This window comes from Pseudomonas sp. MM213, from assembly GCF_020423045.1.
GTDB classification, from domain to species: Bacteria; Pseudomonadota; Gammaproteobacteria; order Pseudomonadales; family Pseudomonadaceae; genus Aquipseudomonas; species Aquipseudomonas migulae.
The window spans coordinates 3,549,952-3,569,687 of record NZ_CP081943.1 but is presented as its reverse complement, the minus strand read 5'-3'; the positions used below and the strand labels follow the sequence as shown (position 1 = coordinate 3,569,687).

Annotated in this window: 17 protein-coding genes, 2 tRNA genes and 1 pseudogene; 7 read left to right on the top strand and 13 right to left on the bottom strand. The window is 60.0% G+C overall.

Features of this window, described 5'->3' with window-relative positions:
* Positions 1-35: 35 nt before the first annotated feature.
* The 3 genes and pseudogenes from K5R88_RS31000 to K5R88_RS16175 all read left to right on the top strand — a co-directional run.
* Positions 36-794, top strand: a pseudogene (locus K5R88_RS31000) (PAS domain-containing protein); the annotation flags it as partial.
* Positions 780-1,388: a methyl-accepting chemotaxis protein gene (locus tag K5R88_RS30995; protein WP_411736705.1), complete on the top strand. Its 609-nt coding sequence runs from the start codon at positions 780-782 to the stop codon at positions 1,386-1,388. The pseudogene K5R88_RS31000 and the gene K5R88_RS30995, both read left to right, overlap by 15 nt.
* Before the next feature lie 57 nt (positions 1,389-1,445).
* Complete coding sequence (locus tag K5R88_RS16175) at positions 1,446-2,045, top strand: flavin reductase family protein (RefSeq protein WP_226298046.1); 600 nt, start codon at positions 1,446-1,448, stop codon at positions 2,043-2,045.
* Positions 2,046-2,049: 4 nt separating this feature from the next.
* On the opposite strand, the gene K5R88_RS16170 is transcribed toward K5R88_RS16175, so the two are convergent.
* Both K5R88_RS16170 and K5R88_RS16165 read right to left on the bottom strand, forming a co-directional pair.
* Positions 2,050-2,418 (bottom strand): cupin domain-containing protein, encoded by a 369-nt coding sequence (locus K5R88_RS16170; protein WP_207286082.1) that lies wholly within the window; start codon positions 2,416-2,418, stop codon positions 2,050-2,052.
* Between the two features lie 76 nt (positions 2,419-2,494).
* The gene (locus tag K5R88_RS16165) at positions 2,495-3,304 is read right to left on the bottom strand and encodes an AraC family transcriptional regulator (protein ID WP_032832348.1); all 810 of its coding nucleotides are present in this window, start codon (positions 3,302-3,304) and stop codon (positions 2,495-2,497) included.
* A 154-nt stretch (positions 3,305-3,458) separates the two neighbouring features.
* Between K5R88_RS16165 and K5R88_RS16160 the strand changes: the two genes are divergently transcribed.
* Both K5R88_RS16160 and ddlA read left to right on the top strand, forming a co-directional pair.
* Complete coding sequence (locus K5R88_RS16160; RefSeq protein WP_223450250.1) at positions 3,459-4,100, top strand: LysE family translocator; 642 nt, start codon at positions 3,459-3,461, stop codon at positions 4,098-4,100.
* Positions 4,101-4,110: 10 nt separating this feature from the next.
* Positions 4,111-5,205 carry a D-alanine--D-alanine ligase gene (gene ddlA / locus K5R88_RS16155; RefSeq protein ID WP_226298045.1) on the top strand — a complete coding sequence of 365 codons (1,095 nt, stop codon included), beginning with the start codon at positions 4,111-4,113 and terminating at the stop codon, positions 5,203-5,205.
* A 187-nt stretch (positions 5,206-5,392) separates the two neighbouring features.
* On the opposite strand, the gene ggt is transcribed toward ddlA, so the two are convergent.
* Positions 5,393-7,225 (bottom strand): gamma-glutamyltransferase, encoded by a 1,833-nt coding sequence (gene ggt / locus K5R88_RS16150; protein ID WP_226298044.1) that lies wholly within the window; start codon positions 7,223-7,225, stop codon positions 5,393-5,395.
* Positions 7,226-7,377: 152 nt separating this feature from the next.
* Here ggt and K5R88_RS16145 point away from each other — a divergent pair, with 152 nt between their 5' ends.
* A complete protein-coding gene (locus tag K5R88_RS16145) occupies positions 7,378-8,487 on the top strand; it encodes a DUF2817 domain-containing protein (RefSeq protein WP_226298043.1) in 1,110 nt (369 codons plus the stop codon).
* 196 nt (positions 8,488-8,683) lie between these two features.
* Here K5R88_RS16145 and K5R88_RS16140 read toward each other — a convergent pair.
* Positions 8,684-8,760 (bottom strand) — tRNA-Met (locus K5R88_RS16140).
* Between the two features lie 116 nt (positions 8,761-8,876).
* Entirely contained in the window at positions 8,877-10,412 is a 1,536-nt protein-coding gene (locus K5R88_RS16135) for a methyl-accepting chemotaxis protein (RefSeq protein ID WP_411736704.1), read from the bottom strand.
* A gap of 845 nt (positions 10,413-11,257) precedes the next feature.
* On the opposite strand from K5R88_RS16135, the gene K5R88_RS16130 reads away from it, so the two are divergent.
* On the top strand, positions 11,258-12,475 hold the full coding sequence (locus K5R88_RS16130) for an MFS transporter (RefSeq protein ID WP_226298042.1): 1,218 nt from the start codon (positions 11,258-11,260) through the stop codon (positions 12,473-12,475).
* A 176-nt stretch (positions 12,476-12,651) separates the two neighbouring features.
* Here K5R88_RS16130 and ychF read toward each other — a convergent pair whose 3' ends face one another.
* The 8 genes from ychF to K5R88_RS16090 form a co-directional block, all read right to left on the bottom strand.
* The gene (gene ychF / locus K5R88_RS16125; protein WP_207286086.1) at positions 12,652-13,752 is read right to left on the bottom strand and encodes a redox-regulated ATPase YchF; all 1,101 of its coding nucleotides are present in this window, start codon (positions 13,750-13,752) and stop codon (positions 12,652-12,654) included.
* Positions 13,753-13,775: 23 nt separating this feature from the next.
* Positions 13,776-14,360 (bottom strand): aminoacyl-tRNA hydrolase, encoded by a 585-nt coding sequence (gene pth / locus K5R88_RS16120; protein ID WP_008037207.1) that lies wholly within the window; start codon positions 14,358-14,360, stop codon positions 13,776-13,778.
* A 170-nt stretch (positions 14,361-14,530) separates the two neighbouring features.
* Positions 14,531-15,130 (bottom strand): 50S ribosomal protein L25/general stress protein Ctc, encoded by a 600-nt coding sequence (locus K5R88_RS16115; RefSeq protein WP_008025849.1) that lies wholly within the window; start codon positions 15,128-15,130, stop codon positions 14,531-14,533.
* 141 nt (positions 15,131-15,271) lie between these two features.
* Complete coding sequence (locus K5R88_RS16110) at positions 15,272-16,213, bottom strand: ribose-phosphate pyrophosphokinase (protein ID WP_003208392.1); 942 nt, start codon at positions 16,211-16,213, stop codon at positions 15,272-15,274.
* Between the two features lie 45 nt (positions 16,214-16,258).
* Positions 16,259-16,333 (bottom strand) — tRNA-Gln (locus tag K5R88_RS16105).
* Between the two features lie 36 nt (positions 16,334-16,369).
* Complete coding sequence (gene ispE / locus K5R88_RS16100; protein WP_032828609.1) at positions 16,370-17,221, bottom strand: 4-(cytidine 5'-diphospho)-2-C-methyl-D-erythritol kinase; 852 nt, start codon at positions 17,219-17,221, stop codon at positions 16,370-16,372.
* 2 nt (positions 17,222-17,223) lie between these two features.
* Positions 17,224-17,841: a lipoprotein insertase outer membrane protein LolB gene (lolB, locus tag K5R88_RS16095; RefSeq protein ID WP_008025852.1), complete on the bottom strand. Its 618-nt coding sequence runs from the start codon at positions 17,839-17,841 to the stop codon at positions 17,224-17,226.
* 4 nt (positions 17,842-17,845) lie between these two features.
* On the bottom strand, positions 17,846-19,570 hold the full coding sequence (locus K5R88_RS16090) for a tetratricopeptide repeat protein (RefSeq protein WP_226298041.1): 1,725 nt from the start codon (positions 19,568-19,570) through the stop codon (positions 17,846-17,848).
* Positions 19,571-19,736: the final 166 nt, after the last annotated feature.

Genomic DNA, 19,736 nt, shown 5'->3' with positions numbered 1-19,736 from the left:
TCAGAAAACATCCCCAAGGCCGATGGCTAGGCTGCATGCCGCTTTCTATCTCTGTCCATCGGTGCTTTCCCATGTTCAACAAACGCTTGAAGCAAGAGTTGTCGGCTCTTCGCGAAGAACTCTCCAGCCTTCAGCAAGTGAAGGAAAGTCTGGAAAGCGAGATGCTGGTCCTGACCCTGGATCCCGACGGGCGGATTCAATCGGTCAATCAGAATTTTCTCAGCGAGATGCTCTACAAGAGCCACGACCTGATCGATCGTCCTATCGAAGACATCGTTCCTGTTCACGTGAAGTCCGACGAATTCCATCACCGCTTCAAGGCTGCGCTGACCCGAGGCGAGCACTTTGCCGGTGCGGTGCGCTTGTTGCGTGGCGATGGCCAGGAAGCCTGGTTGCGTTCGATTGTGCAGCCGGTGCGCTCCGGGGACGGGCGGATCAAGCACTTTTCGATTTACTCCAGTGACCTGACCCGCACCATCGAGGCATCCCGTGAACACGAGAACCTGATCGGCGCGCTGGTGCGCTCGACGGCGGTGATCGAGTTCGACCTCGCTGGCAATGTGTTGTCGGCCAACGACCGCTTCCTCAACGGCATGGGTTACAGCCTCGCGCAGATCAAAGGCAAACATCACCGTCTCTTCTGTGAAGCGCAGGAGCACACCAGTGCCGAGTATCAGGACTTCTGGCGTCGCCTGAATTCCGGGGAATTCGTGGCCGGCCGCTTCAAACGCATCGACAGCCACGGGCGTACGGTCTGGCTGGAGGCGTCCTACAACCCGGTGGTCGACGCCAATAACAAACTCTACAAAGTGGTGAAGTTCGCCACGGTGATTACCGATCAGGTCAATCAGGAGCTGGCCGTCGCTGAAGCGGCGAACATTGCCTACGGCACCTCGCAGCAAACCGATCAAAGCGCCCAGCGCGGCACGGCCGTAGTGACGCAAGCGGTGAACGTGATGCGCGACCTGGCCAAGCACATGCAAACGGCCGGCGAGGGCATCGAGGCCTTGAACGAGCAGTCGCTGGTGATTGGCACCATCGTCAAAACCATCAGCGGCATCGCCGAACAGACCAACCTGCTCGCACTCAACGCGGCGATCGAAGCGGCCCGTGCCGGTGAGCAGGGTCGTGGTTTTGCCGTGGTCGCGGACGAGGTCCGGCAATTGGCTTCGCGCACCAGTCAGGCCACCGATGAAATTGTCCTGGTGGTGCGTCAGAACCAGGACATGGCGCGTAATGCGGTGTCGCTGATGACCGACGGCAAAACTCAGGCAGAGCAGGGGCTGGCGCTGGCGGCAGAGGCGGGCACGGTGATTGTCGAGATTCAGGACGGCGCGCAGAAAGTGGTGAACGCGGTCGGGCAGTTTGCCAACCAGCTAACGACTTGATGCCTGCGAACCGGGCGGATATCGCTACAATCGGCTCTTTTCCCAGGAGCAGATCCCATGAGCGCTTCCCACCGCCGTCCGGTTCCCTTGTCCAAGGCTTATCGCCTGCTCAACCATGGGCCGACCGTGCTGGTCAGCGCGGCCCATGACGGGCAGCGCAACATCATGGCAGCAGCCTGGGCCATGCCACTGGATTTCGAACCGCCGAAAATTGCCGTGGTGCTGGACAAGTCCACCTGGACCCGGCACCTGCTGGAAGCGTCGGGCACATTCGTGTTGAACGTACCCTGTGCTGCCCAGGCCGATATCGCGCAAACCGTCGGCTCGACCTCGGGCCTGGAGCTGACTCAAGGCCAGGGCCGGGACAAGTTCAAGACCTATGGCTTGCAGACTTTCAGCGGCGAGTTGATCGACGCGCCGATGCTCGAAGGCTGCGTGGCCTGGCTGGAATGCCGGTTGCTGCCGGAACCGAACAACCACCAACAATACGATCTGTTCCTGGCCGAAGTGATTGCGGCCCAGGCGGACGAGCGCGTGTTCAGCGACGGTCGCTGGCACTTCGAGGGGCACGATGCGTTACGCACCTTGCACCACGTGGCGGGCGGGCATTTCCTGACCATCGGTGATCCGGTAGACGGCAAAGCCTTGCAGCCGTAAGACTTCAGACCCAGAGGTCATTCTCCGCCGTGCGCTCGCCACCCTTGTCGCCGGTGTTCAACACGCCCCGGGGTTCGATCAGCAGGAGTTTCACCTCTTGCTCGGCGAACGGCTTGTGCTCGATGCCCTTGGACACCACGTACATTTCGCCGGCGTTCACCAGCACGTGGCCATCACGAAAATCGATGCGCAACTGGCCTTCGAGCACGATGAAGGCTTCGTCGGTATCGAGGTGGTCGTGCCAGATGAAATCCCCCAGCAGCTTCACCACCTTGAACTGGTAGTCGTTCATTTCGGCAATGACGCGCGGTGTCCAGTGCGAGTCGATTCGTGAGATTTTTTCGGCGAAGTTCAGGCTTTCGTAAGCTTTCATGAAGCAGCTCTCGTGGTTGATCGTAGAACCACGGTAACCAGCGCAACGGCGCACTTCTTGTACGATTGTGCGTGGCTCAGCGCCGGTGCATTTTCATCCAGCGCGCCGGTGACAAGCCGTAGGTCTTGCTGAACTGGCGGGTCATGTGGCTCTGATCGGTGAAGCCGGCGATCAGCGCGGCACTGACCAGCGACTGGCCCTGAATCAGCAGCGAACGGACCAGGTCCAGGCGACGCATGGTCAGGTATCGATAAGGGCTGGTGCCGAACAACAGGCGAAAGTCCCGTGACAGGCTCCAACGATCCCGACCGCTGTGGTGCGCCAGTTCTTCCAGGGTCACGGTGCGATCCAGGGCGCTGTGCATGTACTCCCGCGCGCGTTCCGCTGCCACATAATCGAAGCTTGGGCGCGTGGTGGTCACTCCGCCGACAGTGTTCAAGGCTTGCGCCAGATCGAACAGCGCGTCCTGTTCTTCCAGCGGTTCGAGCGGGCAATCGAGACTGCGCAGCAGCACTTGGGTGGCGGCGAACAGGCGTGGGTCGGTCGACAACCCGTTCTTGATGAACGGCAGCGGCTGACCGCCGAGCATCTGCTGGATCAGCGCCGGTTCGATGTACATCATTCGGTAGTGGAAACCGCTCTCGGTCCCGGCCTCGCCATCGTGGACTTCGTCCGGGTGCAGCACCATCGTCCCGCCGGGCAGGCTGTGGCGCCAGGCGCCGCGGTACTGGTAACTCTGCACGCCGGCCAGGGTGTGACCGATGGCGTAGGTGTCGTGGCGGTGCAAGTCGTAGCCGTGACCTGCAAAAAACGCTTCGAAACGCTGCAGGCCGGAAACGTCGGGCGCGCGGTGGAACCAGTCATTGCGAGGCGGGTGTCGAGCCATGGTGATCGTTATCTTGAGCTTGATGCAGAACACGTTAGCTCAGTGACCGGTCGTCTGTCTGCTGGCGGATGGAAGGTCTCGCGTGAGTAGAAAACCGAGTGCAAATGTTGCAATGTGTTGCGCATCCTCTGCAGCCAAGAAGGCGACCCACATTATGGAAATATCCCACCTGAGCTACGCCGCTCCGTTGTTGTCGCTGGCGCTGTTGTGGACGGTTGCGGTGGTGACGCCGGGGCCGAACTTCTTCAACATCGCGCAACTGGCAGCCAGTCAATCCAAACGTCACGGCGTGGTGGCTGCGCTGGGCGTGGCCACCGGCACGGTGCTCTGGGGGCTGGCGGGCGGGTTGGGCATCAAGTCGCTGTTCAGCGCGGCACCGACGCTTTACCTGAGCTTCAAGATTGCCGGTGGTTGTTACCTGATCTACCTCGGCTTGAAGCAGTTCAAGCGCAAACCGCCGGTTGCTGCGGGCGACAGCCGCTTGCTTGACGGCGCGAGGCGCACATTGTGGTCGGTGTATGGCCAGGGTTTTCTGGGCAACATGACCAACCCAAAATCCGCACTGTTCGTGGCGACGATCTTCGCGACCGCCATGCCCGCGACAGTGCCCCCGACATTGCTGGTGCTGGCCGTATTGACCATGGCGACGTTGTCGTTCAGTTGGTATTGCAGCGTGGCGCTGGTTTTCTCCAGCCGTCGGATGGCGCGGGTGTACGACCGTTCGCGCCAATGGCTGGATCGCTTTGCCGGCAGTTGCTACCTGTTGTTCGGTGCGCATCTGGTGGCCAGTCGCTAAGGAGTTCTGAATGAGCAAACTGCGGGTAGGCATTATTTTTGGCGGCCGTTCGGCGGAGCACGAAGTGTCGCTGCAATCGGCGAAAAACATCGTCGACGCACTGGATCGTTCGCGCTTCGATCCGGTGTTGATCGGTATCGATAAACAGGGTCATTGGCACTTGAACGACCCGTCGAATTTCCTGCTCAACCAGGAAAACCCGGCGCTGATCGCCCTCAACCAATCCAACCGCGAACTCGCCGTGGTGCCGGGCAAAACCCGTCAGCAATTGGTGGAAACTTCCAGTCAGGAGCTGTTGGGCCACGTTGATGTGATCTTCCCGATCGTCCACGGCACGCTGGGTGAAGACGGTTGCCTGCAAGGGTTGCTGCGCATGGCCGATCTGCCGTTTGTCGGCTCCGATGTGCTGGGCTCTGCGGTGTGCATGGACAAGGACATCAGCAAACGCCTGCTGCGCGATGCCGGGTTGGCGGTGACGCCGTTCGTGACCCTGACCCGCGCAACCGCCAAGCGCACCGGGTTCGCCGAGGTCCGGGGCAAACTCGGGCTGCCGCTGTTCGTCAAACCGGCGAATCAGGGCTCTTCGGTGGGTGTGAGCAAGGTCAACGATGAGGCCGAGTACACGGCAGCGATCGAATTGGCCTTGGGTTTCGATGAGAAAGTGCTGGTCGAATCAGCCGTCAGCGGTCGGGAGATCGAATGCGCGGTGCTCGGCAACGAAGACGCTATCGCCAGTGGCTGTGGCGAAATCGTCGTGCGCAGCGGGTTTTATTCCTACGACAGCAAGTACATCGACGCACAGGCGGCGCAAGTGGTGGTTCCGGCTGACATCAGCACCGAAGCCAGCGAACGCATTCGTGCCCTGGCCGTCGAGGCGTTTCAGGTGCTCGGCTGCTCCGGGCTGGCGCGGGTCGATGTGTTCCTGACGGACAGCGGTGAAGTACTGATCAACGAGATCAACTCGCTGCCCGGTTTCACCCGCATCAGCATGTACCCCAAGTTGTGGCAGGCCACGGGCATGACGTACAGCGAGCTGGTCAGTCGTCTGATCGAGCTGGCGCTGGAAAAGCACAGGGCGCGGCAGGTATTGAAGATTTCTCGTTAGTTTGCGTGCGATTGTTCAGGCTCAGCCTCTCAAACGACGTATTTCCCTGTAGGAGCTGGCTTGCCAGCGAAGATCGTCAACGATAACGCGTGCTATCTGAATGACCGCGTTCTCCAGACGTTTTTCGCGAGCCAGCTCGCTCCGGCAACGGATTCAGGAGCATCCGGCTTTCAGCACTGCGCAGGACTCAATCCCCCAACGCTTCCCCCTCCCGACGCGGATCCGCTCCACCCGCCAGCGAAACCTTCCCCTGTGCATCCCTGACCCGGAGAATCGCCTGTGTCCCGCTGGTCATGTCGATCTCGCTCACGTTGTGCCCCTTGTCCTTCAGCGCCTGAATCAGCTCGGCGCTGAACTGCCCGCGTTCCAGTTCGGTCGGGCCGTTGCGGCTGCCGAAGTTGGGCAGATTGATGGCGGTTTGCGGGTCTAGGTTCCAGTCCAGCAGGCCGAGGGTGGATTTGGCCACGTACTCGATGATTTGCGAGCCGCCGGGAGAGCCGATGGTGGCGAGGAATTCGCCGCTCTGGCGGTCGAAGATCAGGGTCGGCGCCATGGACGAGCGCGGGCGTTTGCCGGGTTCGACGCGGTTGGCGACCTTTTGCCCGTTTTCTTCGGGGATGAACGAGAAGTCGGTCATCTGGTTGTTGAGCAGAAAGCCCTGGACCATCAGGTGTGAGCCGAACGCGGATTCGACCGTGGTGGTCATCGACACCGCACCGCCCAGGTCATCGACCGCCACCACCTGAGAGGTGGAAATGCGCAGTGGCGAACGGTCCGGCGCGTAGGCGACCTGAATGCCCGGCGGGGTGCCGGGTTTGGCCGTGCCCATACTGCGATCGCCGATCAGGGCGGCGCGGCTGGCCAGATAGGTCGGGTCCACCAGGCCTTTGACCGGGACGGGCACGAAGTCGCTGTCGGCGACGTACTGTGCACGGTCGGCGTAGGCGAGGCGCTCGGCTTCGGAGATCAGGTGCACGGCTTCAGGGGCCGGTTCGATGCCGGCGGGTTGGGCGCTTTTGACTGGCTTCAGTGCCGCCAGGGCATAACGCGGGTCGCGGGCTTCCAGCGCCTGCAAGGTGCCGAGAATCTGCGCCACGGCGATCCCGCCCGACGACGGTGGCGGCATGCCGCAGACCTGCCAGCGTTTGTAATCGGTGCACAGCGGCGCGCGTTCCTTGGCGGTGTAACCGTTGAGGTCGTTCAGCGACAGCGTGCCGGGGTTGGCGTGGCCCTGAACCTTGGCGACGATTTCCTGCGCGATGGGGCCTTTGTACAGCGCATCGGGACCTTCCTTGGCGATGCGTTTGAACACGGCGGCCAGTGCCGGATTTTTCAGCGAGGTGCCGACGGCTTTCGGGCTGCCATCCGCGTTCAGGAAGTACGCCATCATGTCCGGCGAGCGCTGCATGGACGAATCCGAAGCAATCAACTGATGCAGGCGCGGCGAGATGGCGAAGCCTTGTTCCGCGAGTTTGATCGCCGGCTCGAACAGCTGCGCCCAAGGCAGGCGACCGTGTTTTTGATGGGCCAGTTCCAGCGCCCGCAACACGCCCGGCGTGCCGACCGAACGACCGCCAATCTGCGCCTGAGTGAACGGCATCGGTTTGCCATCGGCCTGCAGGAACAGCTTCTCGGTGGCGCCGGCTGGTGCGGTTTCGCGACCGTCGTACGTGCGCACGTTTTTGCCATCCCACAACACAATCAACGCGCCACCACCGATACCCGACGATTGCGGCTCGACCAGCGTCAGCACTGCTTGCATGGCGATGGCGGCATCAATCGCCGAACCGCCCTGACGCAGCATCGCCCGTCCGGCTTCGGCGGCGAGTGGGTTGGCTGCTGCTGCCATGTGTTTCGAGGCGTGGCGGGTTTGCAGGTCGGTGCGATAGCCCGAGGCGGTTTCCGGTGCGACCGGTAAGGTCGAGGAGGGCGGGGCACTGCACGCCGCGAGGATTAATGCACTGGTAATCAGCGAAAGGGCTGACAGGCGATAGCGGCTCAAATGAAGGGTTGAGAACACGCGGGGCACTCCGTCCGTGGGAAAAGTTCAGGGGACTTTATCGGCCGACAGGAAGCGACGCAAACCGCAGGACGTTTTGTCCTTCATCCATTGACGGATTTTCTGTAGGGTCGAGGGCAACAGGCAGGCCAGAAAACAAACAAGAGGCAGACATGCAGACCGACTTTCCCACCCAACCCGGCTATCGCACCCAGCGTGAACAGTTTCTGGCCGCAGCGACCACGGCCGGCGCGACGCTGACCGAGTATCCGCACCCGCTCAAAGGGCCGTTCGGTGAGCCGTTGAGCACCGATGTGGCGGTGCTCGGTGATCCGGGCGCCAAACGCTTGCTGATCGCGTTGAGCGGCACTCACGGGGTCGAAGGTTTCTATGGTTCGGGCTGTCAGATCAAATGGATGCAGGAGTTGGGCAAGCGTTCACTGCCGGCTGATGTCGCCGTGGTGTTCGTTCATCTGATCAATCCCTGGGGCACGGCGTGGTTGCGCCGGGTCAACGAAGACAACATCGACCTGAACCGCAATCACCTGAACTTTGAACATCCACTGCCGGACAACCGGGCCTACGCCGCGCTGCATGAAATCTATGCCTGCACTGAGTTGGCAGGCCCCGAGCGTGATCGCGCCGATGCGCTGCTCAACCAGCAGATCCACGATCACGGCTGGCCGGCGGTGATGTCGATTGTCGAGGGCGGCCAGCACAGTCATCCCGATGGTCTGTTTTATGGCGGGCGGGCACCGGCCTGGTCGAACCGTACGTTGCACCAGATCCTGCAAAAGCATGTCGCCCACGCCGAGGTCGCGATGTGCTTTGACCTGCACACCGGCGCCGGGGAGTACGGCCATCCGATGTTGCTGACCATCACCGAGTCGGCCTACCCGGCGCTGCCAGAGGCGCAGGCCATTTACGGGCCATGGCTCTACACGTTGCTGACCGGTGCCGATACGCTGAGCGAAACCGGCGTGGCCGCGACGGCAACCGGCTACACCTCGCAGGCGCTGATCGACGCGTTGCCGCAGGTGCGCCTGATGCCTTTCGTGATTGAGTGCGGGACGTATCCGGGGGCCGAGGTTCATCGTTATCTGCGCGACGATCATTGGTTGCATCTGCACGGCAATCCCGGCGATGCCGTGGGGCGCGAGATCAAACTGAATCTGCTGGAACAGTTCTATCCTGCCGACAGCGACTGGCAGGCAATGGTCTGGTTGCGTACGTGGCAGATATGGGAGCGGGGGTTGTCGGCGCTGGCGGCGATGCGTTCCTGACAGGCGTTGTGGTCCGGTTCAGGTTTTGTGGAGCCTGTCAGGCCGCCATCGCCGGCAAGCCGGCTCCTACAGGTTTTGTGTCGGGCAAAGAGTTCGCGCACGACACATGCCCGTGTATGTGTTGGCCAAAGAATCCGTGCACTTTTCTCCGGGCATAAAAAAACGGCCTACCTTTCGGTAAGCCGTTTTTAGTACTTGGTGGCTACACAGGGACTTGAACCCCGGACCCCAGCATTATGAATGCTATGCTCTAACCAACTGAGCTATGTAGCCAAGTGGCGCGCATTATTCACCGGTAATGCAGATGCGTCAAGCGTAAATCTAAAATATTTCTCTACACTTTCAACCGCTTATCCTCCAGAGCCGAAAAACCGGACCGGGGGAGGGCGTCAACCGAGCTGGAATCTCCCGGTATTGGCACTCAGGGCCTTGCTGCCCTGGCTCAAGGTGTCCGCCGCCAGGTTCACCGCCCGCGCGCCTTCGAGCAAGCGGACAGCCGCCTGATCGACCTGCTGGATGTTGCCGCTGACTTCGTCGGCAGTGGTCGCTTGCTCGTCGACCGCCGTGGCAATTTGCGCCAACGTGTCGGTGACGCTCTGCACGGCACTGGCGATTTCCCCCAGTCGTTCGCCGAGGCCAGTGACTGCTTGCGCATCGGATTGCGCCTGGCCACAGGCGGCTTCCATCAGGCTCACGGCTTCGTTCACCGTGTTGCGCAGGCTGTCGACGGTGCCGGCGATCTGCGCAGTGGACGATTGGGTGCGCTGCGAGAGGCTGCGTACTTCATCGGCCACCACCGCAAAGCCACGGCCCTGTTCACCGGCACGCGCGGCCTCGATAGCGGCGTTGAGCGCCAACAGGTTGGTCTGCTCGGCGACACCGCGAATGGTGTCGACCACCAACTGAATCTGCTGCCCTTGTTCGCTGACCCGTCCGAGTGCGGCCGCCGTGTCGTTCAAACGCTGGTTGAGTTGCTGGATGCTCGCCGTTGTGCGCTGGCTGTCACGGCTGCTGTCGGCAGCAATGCGCTGGGTATGCTGAGCGCTGCCGGAGGCCTGTTCGCAACTCTGGGCAACCCCTTGGGAAGTGGCGGCCAATTGCGTTGCCGCTGCCGCGATCTGGCTGATCTGCAATTGCTGCGCTTCAACCTCGCCCAAGGCGCCACTGGAATGGTGATTGAGCGTGCGCACCGCGTTACTCAGCTGCAAGGTTTCATGATCGACCCCCAACAGACTGTTGCGCAGTTGCACCACCGCAACGTTGAGCGCGGTGCTGATCGCCGCCAGTTCGTCGCGGCCTTCAACCGGCACTTGCAGGCTCAGATTGCCGTCGCGCAAGGCTTCGGCCAGCAGCGTGATGCCGCTGGCGCTGCGGCGGATCGAAGCCTGCAAGCAGATGAACAGGTACAACGCGGCCAGCAGCAGGCAGCCAAAGATCACGGCCACCAGGATGAACTGGCGGATCGCCGAGCCATGGTAGTAATCCAGACGCTGATCCAGCGAGACCAACGACTGCTGACGCAGCGAGGCGAGGTCGGTGAGCAGGCTGTCCAGGCTGCGTTCGAACTCCTCGGGTTTGAGTTTGATGCTGCCGCCAAACACGCCGTCATCGAGGACTTTCAGCTCGGCGTCGAGGTGTTTGAGGTTGTCATGGTACTGCCCGGCCCACGCCTGCAAGGCACTGGGCAGGCGCGCTTCCAGCAGGCCGGCGGTTTTGACAAGCTGCTCGCGGGCGTCGCCGATGCGGCTGCGCAGGTCGCGCAATTGCAGGCGGCTTTGCAGGGTGAATTGCCCGGACACCACCGACGCCTGGCCGACGCTGGCCAGACGGCCGACGCGCTCGATCAGGTCCGGCGCGTGTTGCGTCGAGATCTGCGTCAGCAGGTAGGTTTCCAGCCACGGCGCGAGGGTCAGGCGATTGTCCATGGCGATCTGCTCGCGCAGGGCCTGCAGGGCACTCAAGGCGTTAGTGAAACGGTCGTAACCGTCCGGCCACCAGCCGACGCTGCTCAGGCTTTTCGAGTCGAGGCCGTTGAGCGCGGTTTGCAGCGCTTGGTAGCGAGTGAGGGTTTCGCCCTCGGCGCCTTCAGTTTGCAACGCGTTGCCAAGGTCCGTGGTGGCTTGCGCGACCGCCGGCTGAACGGCATCGAACGCCGCCATCGCGGCGAGGGTGGCCGGTGTCGGTTGGCGATTGGTCTCGGTGGCACGCCAGCGCGCGGCGCGGTCACGCTGGGCGGCGAGCAGGTTATCCAGCGCATCCAGCGCGAGCAGCTGCCTAACCCCGGCACGTTCGCCGGAAATCAGGTTCAGTTTGGCGCGATAGTCCTGGCCGATCATCAGCAGGCTACCCGCCAGTGGCAGGATAAACAGCAGAAACAACAACTGAAATTTACGGGCGAAGCCGAAACGCCCCAGCAACCCGATCCCCGGAGATAAAAAAGCCTGCATGCCCCATGACTCCTCTGGACACCACGCACCAATGGCGTGCGTCGAGGTCGTTGCGACCGCGACTCGTGCCCTTTTTAAAGGCCTCGAAAGTTCACCCTCGCCAGCTCTGTAGGCCGACTCTGTAGCGAAACTTCCCATTCTCGGCGCCCTTTGTAAGGGCGCCGCGTTGAAGCGGATAACAAGGCAAGATTCAGACCATGGCGTTGCGCTATTACTTGCGGAAATTAGTTCGTTAGCTGGCTAAGGGGATGGCGCAGCTGCACTGAAAAATGGCACATTGACGCACCTGCCCGTGTGCACCCATCTGTTGTACGGAAACTCCCATGGCTATCAGCAATGCCCAGACCGGCGCGACGCCGGCATCCGCGACGTCACAAAACAGCCCTCTGGTCATGCGCATCATCGGCGCCGTGGCGCTGGCGCATTTGATCAACGACCTGATTCAGTCGGTGCTGCCGTCGATCTACCCGATGCTCAAGGCCAACTACGGCCTGACCTTCACCCAGGTCGGCCTGATCACCCTGACCTTTCAACTGACAGCCTCGCTGTTGCAGCCGTGGGTCGGTTACCACACCGATCGTCATCCCAAACCCTGGCTGCTTCCGGCCGGTACGGTGTGTACGTTGATTGGTATTTTGATGATGTCGGTGGTCGGCAGCTTTCCGATGATCCTGCTGGCGGCAGGGCTGATCGGTGTTGGTTCCTCGACCTTTCACCCGGAAGCCTCCCGTGTGGCGCGACTGGCTTCGGGCGGGCGCTTCGGTCTGGCGCAATCGACGTTCCAGGTGGGCGGTAACGCGGGTTCGGCCTTTGGCCCATTGCTGGCGGCGGCGATCATCATTCCGTTCGGCCAGGGTCATGTGGCGTGGTTCGGCTTGTTCGCGTTGTTTGCGCTGTTCGTGCTCTACCGGATCAGCCGTTGGTATGCTAATCACTTGAACCTGTTCAAGCTCAAGCAAGGTCAGGCGGCCACTCATGGCTTGTCGAAGGGCAGGGTCACCAGTGCGCTGGTGGTGCTTGGGCTGCTGGTGTTCTCCAAGTATTTCTACATGGCCAGTCTGACCAGTTACTTCACCTTTTACCTGATCGAGAAATTCGACCTCTCGGTGGCAAGTTCGCAGCTGCATTTGTTCCTGTTTCTGGGGGCGGTGGCGGCGGGGACTTTCTTCGGCGGGCCGATTGGCGACAAGATCGGGCGTAAGGCGGTGATCTGGTTTTCGATCCTTGGGGTTGCGCCGTTCACCCTGATCCTGCCGCATGTTGATTTGTTCTGGACCAGCATTCTGAGCGTGGTGATTGGCTTCATCCTGGCCTCGGCATTCTCGGCCATTGTGGTTTATGCACAGGAATTGGTGCCGGGTAATGTCGGGATGATTGCCGGGGTGTTCTTCGGGCTGATGTTCGGTTTCGGCGGGATTGGCGCGGCGTTGCTGGGCCATCTGGCGGACGTGCACGGCATCGAATACGTGTACTTCCTGTGCTCTTTCCTGCCGTTGTTGGGCGTGTTGGCGATCTTCCTGCCAAGAACCAAAAAGGCCTGAACACCACTGACCTGTAGGAGCGAGGCTTGCCCGCGAAGAACGATGACGCGGTGATTCAGGTAAGCCGCGTTATCGTTCTTCGCGGGCAAGCCATGCTCCTACAGGATTGGGTGTTGCCCGGATTTCAGGCACAAAAAAGCCGCGTATCAAACGCGGCTTTTTCTTGGGCTGCTGTCTTACACGTTAAAACGGAAGTGCATCACGTCGCCGTCTTTAACGATGTAGTCCTTGCCTTCCAGACGCCATTTACCGGCTTCTTTGGTGCCGGCTTCGCCCTTGTACTGGATGAAGTCGTCGTAGGCGATGACTTCGGCGCGGATGAAGCCTTTTTCGAAGTCGGTGTGGATCACGCCAGCGGCTTGCGGTGCGGTGGCACCAACGCGGACGGTCCAGGCGCGGACTTCTTCGACACCGGCGGTGAAGTAGGTCTGCAGGTGCAGCATTTCGTAGCCGGCGCGGATCACGCGGTTCAGGCCAGGCTCTTCGAGGCCAAGGGCTTCGAGGAACATGTCTTTCTCTTCGCCGTCATCCAGCTCGGCAATTTCCGCTTCGATCTTGTTGCACACCGGAACAACCACGGCGCCTTCTTCTTCGGCGATGGCGCGGACCACGTCCAGGTGCGGGTTGTTTTCGAAACCGTCTTCAGCGACGTTAGCGATGTACATGACCGGTTTGGTGGTCAGCAGGTGGAAGCCCTTGATCACCGCTTTCTCGTCGGTGCCCATGCTCTTCATCAGGCTGCGCGCTGGCTTGCCTTCGGTGAAGTGAGCGATCAGTTGCTCCAGCAGGCCTTTCTGGACCACTGCGTCCTTGTCACCGCCCTTGGCGTTGCGTGCGACTTTCTGCAGTTGCTTCTCGCAGCTGTCGAGGTCGGCGAAGATCAGTTCCAGGTCGATGATTTCGATGTCGCGTTTCGGGTCGACGCTGTTGGAGACGTGAATCACGTTCTCGTCTTCGAAGCAGCGGACTACGTGGGCGATGGCATCGGTTTCACGGATGTTGGCCAGGAACTTGTTGCCCAGGCCTTCACCTTTCGAGGCGCCGGCAACAAGGCCCGCGATGTCGACGAATTCCATGGTGGTCGGCAGGATGCGCTTTGGTTTGACGATGGCCGCCAAAGCGTCCAGACGCGGATCCGGCATCGGCACGATACCGCTGTTCGGCTCGATGGTGCAGAAGGGGAAGTTCTCGGCCGCGATCCCGGATTTGGTCAGGGCGTTGAACAGGGTGGACTTACCGACGTTAGGCAGGCCGACGATGCCGCAATTGAATCCCATGGTGTTTTCCCCGAGGAGTAGAGTCAGGCCTTCTGGCTGTGCAGGTTTTTCATCGCGCGGTTCCATTCCCCGGCGAGGATATCCGGCAGCACGCCGAGGGCAAAGTCGATGCTGGCATCGAGTTTTTCCTGTTCGGCGCGTGGCGCACGACCCAGGACGAAATTTGAAACCATACTGGCTACGCCCGGATGGCCAATGCCAAGCCGCAAGCGGTAGAAGGTATTCTGATTGCCCAGCTGCGCGATGATGTCGCGCAACCCGTTGTGACCGCCATGGCCGCCGCCCTGTTTGAGTTTGGCAACGCCCGGTGGCAGGTCGAGTTCGTCATGCGCCACGAGGATTTCTTCAGGCTTGATGCGGAAGAATCCTGCGAGTGCCGCCACGGCCTGGCCGCTGCGGTTCATGTACGTGGTGGGAATCAGCAGACGAACATCCTGACCCTGGTGCGAATAACGCCCGGTCAGGCCGAAATATTTGCGGTCCGCCACAAGGTTGACGCCTTGTGCGTTCGCGATGCGCTCAACAAAAAGGGCCCCTGCGTTATGCCGGGTCTGTTCGTATTCAGCGCCTGGATTTCCCAGGCCAACGATCAGTTTGATGGCAGTCACGATAGGGGCCCTTCTTTGGAGTGGTGGATAACATCGCCGCAATCCGGGTGTGCGGCGAAAGTGGACGACAAGTGCTCATTTACCATTATGTAAACTCCGCGTTCTCGCCCGCTTTCTCGCTACGTTCCAGTCCGCGATGTTACCGGGTCACTCCGGCATCACAGAGTGAATTACTCTGCAGCGCCTTCAGCAGCTTCTGGAGCAACACGTGGAGCGTGGACGTTGGCAACAGCCTTGTCATCGCCGTGTGCCAGAGCAACAAACTCAACGCCTTTAGGGGCTTTGAGGTCGGACAGGTGAATGATCGAACCGATTTCGGCGTTAGCCAGGTCGACTTCGATGAATTCAGGCAGGTCTTTTGGCAGGCAGGTCACTTCGATTTCAGCAACAACGTGCGAAATCTCGCCGCCTTTCTTCGCTGGTGCTTCTTCGTTGATGAAGTGCACTGGAACGATAGCGGTCAGCTTTTGGCCGGCAACTACGCGTACGAAGTCAGCGTGCATCACGTGGCCTTTGGCCGGGTGACGCTGCAGAGCTTTGATGATTACGTTTTGCTTGGTGCCACCAACGTTCAGCTCGATGATGTGGCTGTAAGCCGCTTCGTTTTCGAGCAGTTTGGCAACTTCTTTAGCCAGCATGCTGATGGATTCAGGGGCTTTTTCGCCACCGTAAACTACAGCTGGTACCAGGCTTGCGAGACGACGCAGGCGGCGGCTCGCACCTTTCCCCAGGTCGGAACGCACTTCAGCATTCAGAGTAAAATCGTTCATGTTGTATCTCCAAAATAACCACATTCGCCCCAGCGTTTGCGACCAGCGCTAAAGGCGATATGGGCAAAAAAGCCCCGCCCCGACAGGAATGCCGGGGCGGGGCGCTTTTCGTCAACGAGCTGTTCGAGAAGGGCAGGGCCCTTAACGGAACATCGCGCTGATCGATTCTTCATTGCTGATGCGGCGGACCGCTTCAGCAACAACCGGCGCGATATCCAGTTGACGGATACGCGAGCAGGCTTGAGCAGCAGCGGACAACGGGATGGTGTTAGTCACCACCAGTTCGTCCAGCATGGAATTTTCAATGTTTTCGATCGCCCGACCGGACAGCACAGGGTGTGTGCAGTAGGCGAAAACCTTGGCAGCGCCATGCTCTTTCAAAGCCTTTGCCGCGTGGCACAGAGTGCCGGCGGTATCGACCATGTCATCGACCAGAATACAGGTACGCCCTTCGACATCACCGATGATATGCATCACTTCAGAGTGATTGGCTTTCTCACGGCGTTTGTCGATGATCCCGAGATCCACGCCCAGGGATTTGGCAACAGCACGTGCACGCACGACGCCGCCAATGTCCGGGGACACGATCATCAGGTTTTCGAAGCGCTGATCTTCAATGTCATCCACCAGAACGGGGGAGCCGTAGATGTTATCTACCGGAATATCGAAGAAACCCTGGATTTGGTCAGCATGCAGATCAACCGTGAGAACACGGTCGATGCCGACTACGGTAAGCATGTCAGCAACGACTTTCGCGCTGATAGCCACACGTGCGGAACGCGGACGGCGATCCTGACGGGCATAACCAAAGTAAGGAATAACAGCAGTAATACGAGTAGCCGAGGAGCGGCGGAAGGCATCAGCCATCACTACCAGTTCCATCAGGTTATCGTTGGTCGGAGCGCAAGTCGGCTGAATAATGAAGACATCTTTACCGCGGACGTTTTCATTGATCTCGGCTGTAATCTCGCCGTCGGAAAACTTACCGACAGAGATGTCACCGAGAGGGATATGCAGCTGACGTACGACACGCCGAGCCAGATCGGGGTTAGCATTCCCCGTAAAGACCATCATCTTGGACACGCGCAGTACCTAGAGGCTGAGGGTAACCTGGATGAGTATAGAAAATGGCAGGGGCGGCTGGATTCGAACCAACGCATGGCAGGATCAAAACCTGCTGCCTTACCGCTTGGCGACGCCCCTGTATCTGTTGCAACGATTACCCAGTAATCGGTTCCTTTAGAGCAGACTTTGCAGCTTGCGATGCAACATCGAAACGTTGCTTCCCTTTGCTACAAACCCTGTAAGGGTCTCTGTAAGAAGGGCCGAGACTTTATCAGCTTCAGCTTTGCTTGGGAAGCCCCCAAACACACAACTTCCAGTTCCGGTGAGTTTTGCTTCGGTAAAATTACCTAACAAATTCAATGCGTTACGTACATCTGGATAACGCCTTGCTACCACCGGTAAGCAGTCATTTCGACTGTTTCCCTTGGGAACGGGGCGCACTTTAATGGGAGAAGAGTTACGTGTCAACAACGGATCTGAAAAAATTTCTGCTGTACTTACAGATACTTGCGGCACAAGCACGAGATACCACGGTTCTTCGGGGTCTACAGGGGTGAGTTTCTCTCCCACGCCCTCGGCGAAAGCCGCGTGGCCACGCACGAAAACCGGGACGTCGGCGCCCAGCGTCAGGCCCAGTGCGGCCAGTCGATCCTCATCCCAACCCAGTTGCCAGAGGTGATTGAGCCCGAGCAACGTCGTCGCGGCATTTGAACTGCCGCCACCGATGCCGCCGCCCATGGGCAGAATTTTTTCGATCCAGATGTCGATGCCGAGCGAACAACCGGATTGCTCCTGAAGTTTTTTTGCCGCTCGAACAATCAGATTGCTGTCGTGCGGTACGCCATCGAATTCGGTGTGCAGTTGAATCACACCGTCGTCGCGCACGGCGAAAGTGATTTCATCGCCGTAGTCGAGAAACTGAAAAATCGTCTGCAACTCATGGTAACCGTCTTCACGGCGACCGAGGATGTGCAGCATCAGATTGAGTTTGGCCGGGGAGGGCAGCGTCAAGCGTGGGGTCGTCATGTTCATTGCCCCAGTTTGCGCGGTTGCCATTCCTTGATCACCAGCGTGACATCAAGGTCGGTGCCATGCAGTTTGATCCGCTCGGGCAGCCAAAAGCCGTTTTGCTCGGCGTAACTCAGGTATTCGACTTGCCAGCCATCCTGTTCCAGATTGGCCAGGCGGCTATCGGTGTCCAGGGTCAGGCGGCTCTTGCTGTCCGGCGCCGGGAGTCCGCGGACCCACCACGCCAGATGGGACACCGGCAACTTCCAGCCGAGCTGTTCTTCGAGCAGCACTTCCGGCGTCGGCGCTTCATAGCGCCCCTGATTGGCGACTTCCAGCGAAACCTTTCCGGGGTGTCCGGTCAGGCGTGCGGCGCCGCGACCCAGAGGGCCCGAAAGGCGAATGTCGTAATAGGACTGGCGCTGCAACCAGAACAGCGTGCCGCTGCCCGAGTCTTTTGGCGCGCGAATGCCGATCTTGCCGTTGATCTGCCAGCCGTCGAGGCCGGTCAGTTGTTCTTTGTGAACGCGCCACAGGCCGGCGTCGCCCTGGCCCTGTACCGATTCGCGGGCACCGAAGCCCGCGCAACCGGCGAGCAGGGCGATGAAACTGAAAACGATGAAGTGGCGCAAAAACATAAGCTTAAAGAGTCTCTGATCCGGTCAGGCGCTTGATGGTGCCGCGCAGGATTGGGCTGTCGGGTTGTTCCTTGAGGAACTTGCCCCAGATTTGTTTGGCTTCGCGTTGTTTGCCATTGGCCCACAGGACTTCGCCGAGGTGAGCGGCCACTTCCTGATCGGGAAAGCGATCGAGCGCCTTGCGCAGCAGTTTTTCCGCTTCGTCGAGATTGCCCATGCGGAAATTCACCCAGCCGAGGCTGTCGAGTACCGCCGGGTCTTCCGGATTGATCTGGTGTGCCTGTTCGATCAGGGCCTTGGCTTCGGCATAACGCGTCGTGCGGTCGGACAAGGTGTAGCCGAGGGCGTTCAGCGCCATGGCGTTGTCCGGGTCGCGCTTGATGATCAGCCGCAGGTCTTTTTCCATCTGCGCCAGGTCATTGCGTTTTTCCGCCTGCATGGCGCGGGTGTACAGCAGATTCAGATCGTCCGGGTATTGCTGCAAGGCTTTATGCAGAACATTCCAGGCCTTGTCCCCCTGTTTATTGGCGGACAGGGTTTCGGCTTCGATCAGATACAGCTGAATCGCGTAATCGGGTTGTTCGTCACGCTCGGCCGCCAGGCGGCTTTGCGCTTCGGCGGTCTTGCCGTTGTTCATCAGGATATCGGCCTGACGCAACTGTGCCGGCAGGTAGTCATTGCCTGGGCCGACCTTGGCGTATTCGATCAGGGCGCCTTGGGGATCGTTACGCTCTTCAGCGATACGGCCGAGGTTCAGGTGTGCCGAGTCGACATGGCTTTCTCGGGCGATCAGGTCTTCCAGGTAGCCCTTGGCCTCGTCCCAGGCCTTGGCTTCCAGGCACACCAGCGCCAGGGAGTAACGCAATTCGTCGTCTTCGGGGTACTGCTGAACCAGGCTCGAAAACTCGACTTTGGCGTCGTCCATCCGGTCCTGTTCGACCAGCATGCGGGCATACGTCAGGCGCAGGCGTTTGTCGTCCGGGTACTTCTTGATGCTTTTTTGCAGCAGCGGCAACGCTTCATCACCACGATTGAGCGTTTGCAGCAGGCGTGCGCGCAGCAGAATCGGGGCTATTTCGCCGTCATCGGGCGGGTTGTCTTCCAGCAGCGTCAGTGCGCCTTTGCTGTCGCCGTCCTGTTGCATCAACAAGGCCTTGCCGAAAATCAGCTGGCTGTTGCTGGGGTGACGCTGCAACAAACGGTCAAAACTTTTCATCAGGCCGTTGCGGGTTTCCTGATCGGTATCGGCTGCAGACAGGGCCAGGAAATCGAAATGCGTGTCGCCCTTGCCTTGCAGGACTTTCTCCATATAGGCCATGGAGTCGTCATAACGCCCGGCGCGCGCCAGTTGCACGGCAGCAGCCCGTTGCGCCTCGAGGTCGTCCGGGGCGTTTTTCGCCCAGATCAGCGCGGTATCCAGGGCAGCCTGATCGGCGCCCAGGTACTCGGCGATGCGAAACGCCCGTTCTGAGATGCCCGGATCCTGGGTGTTGATGGCCTGGGTCACGTAGTTGTCCAGCGCAATGTCGAAACGATTGCGTTGGCCAGCCAGTTCGGCGCTCAACAGGCTGAAGATGGTTTCTTCGCTGAATGAGCTGTAGACCTTGGGCTTTTCAGGGGCCGGAGTGCTGTCTTCGACCGGCGACGTACCGTCCGACGAAACGGGTGCCAAGGCCTGGCAGCCGCTGAGGAAGACAAAAGCGAGGAGCAACGCGGAAGATCTATTCATATAGGAAGAGGACGACTAACCTGCGGTCAGATCATCATGACACAAGCCTTCGGCCAAACATAACCGGCCGGGCATTTTCCCTGACGCACGCGACAAACCCTTGTAGGAGCCGGCTTGCTGCGGGCGGCGTTCCGACGATGGACTTGCAGGCGCCGCATCCTTTCCA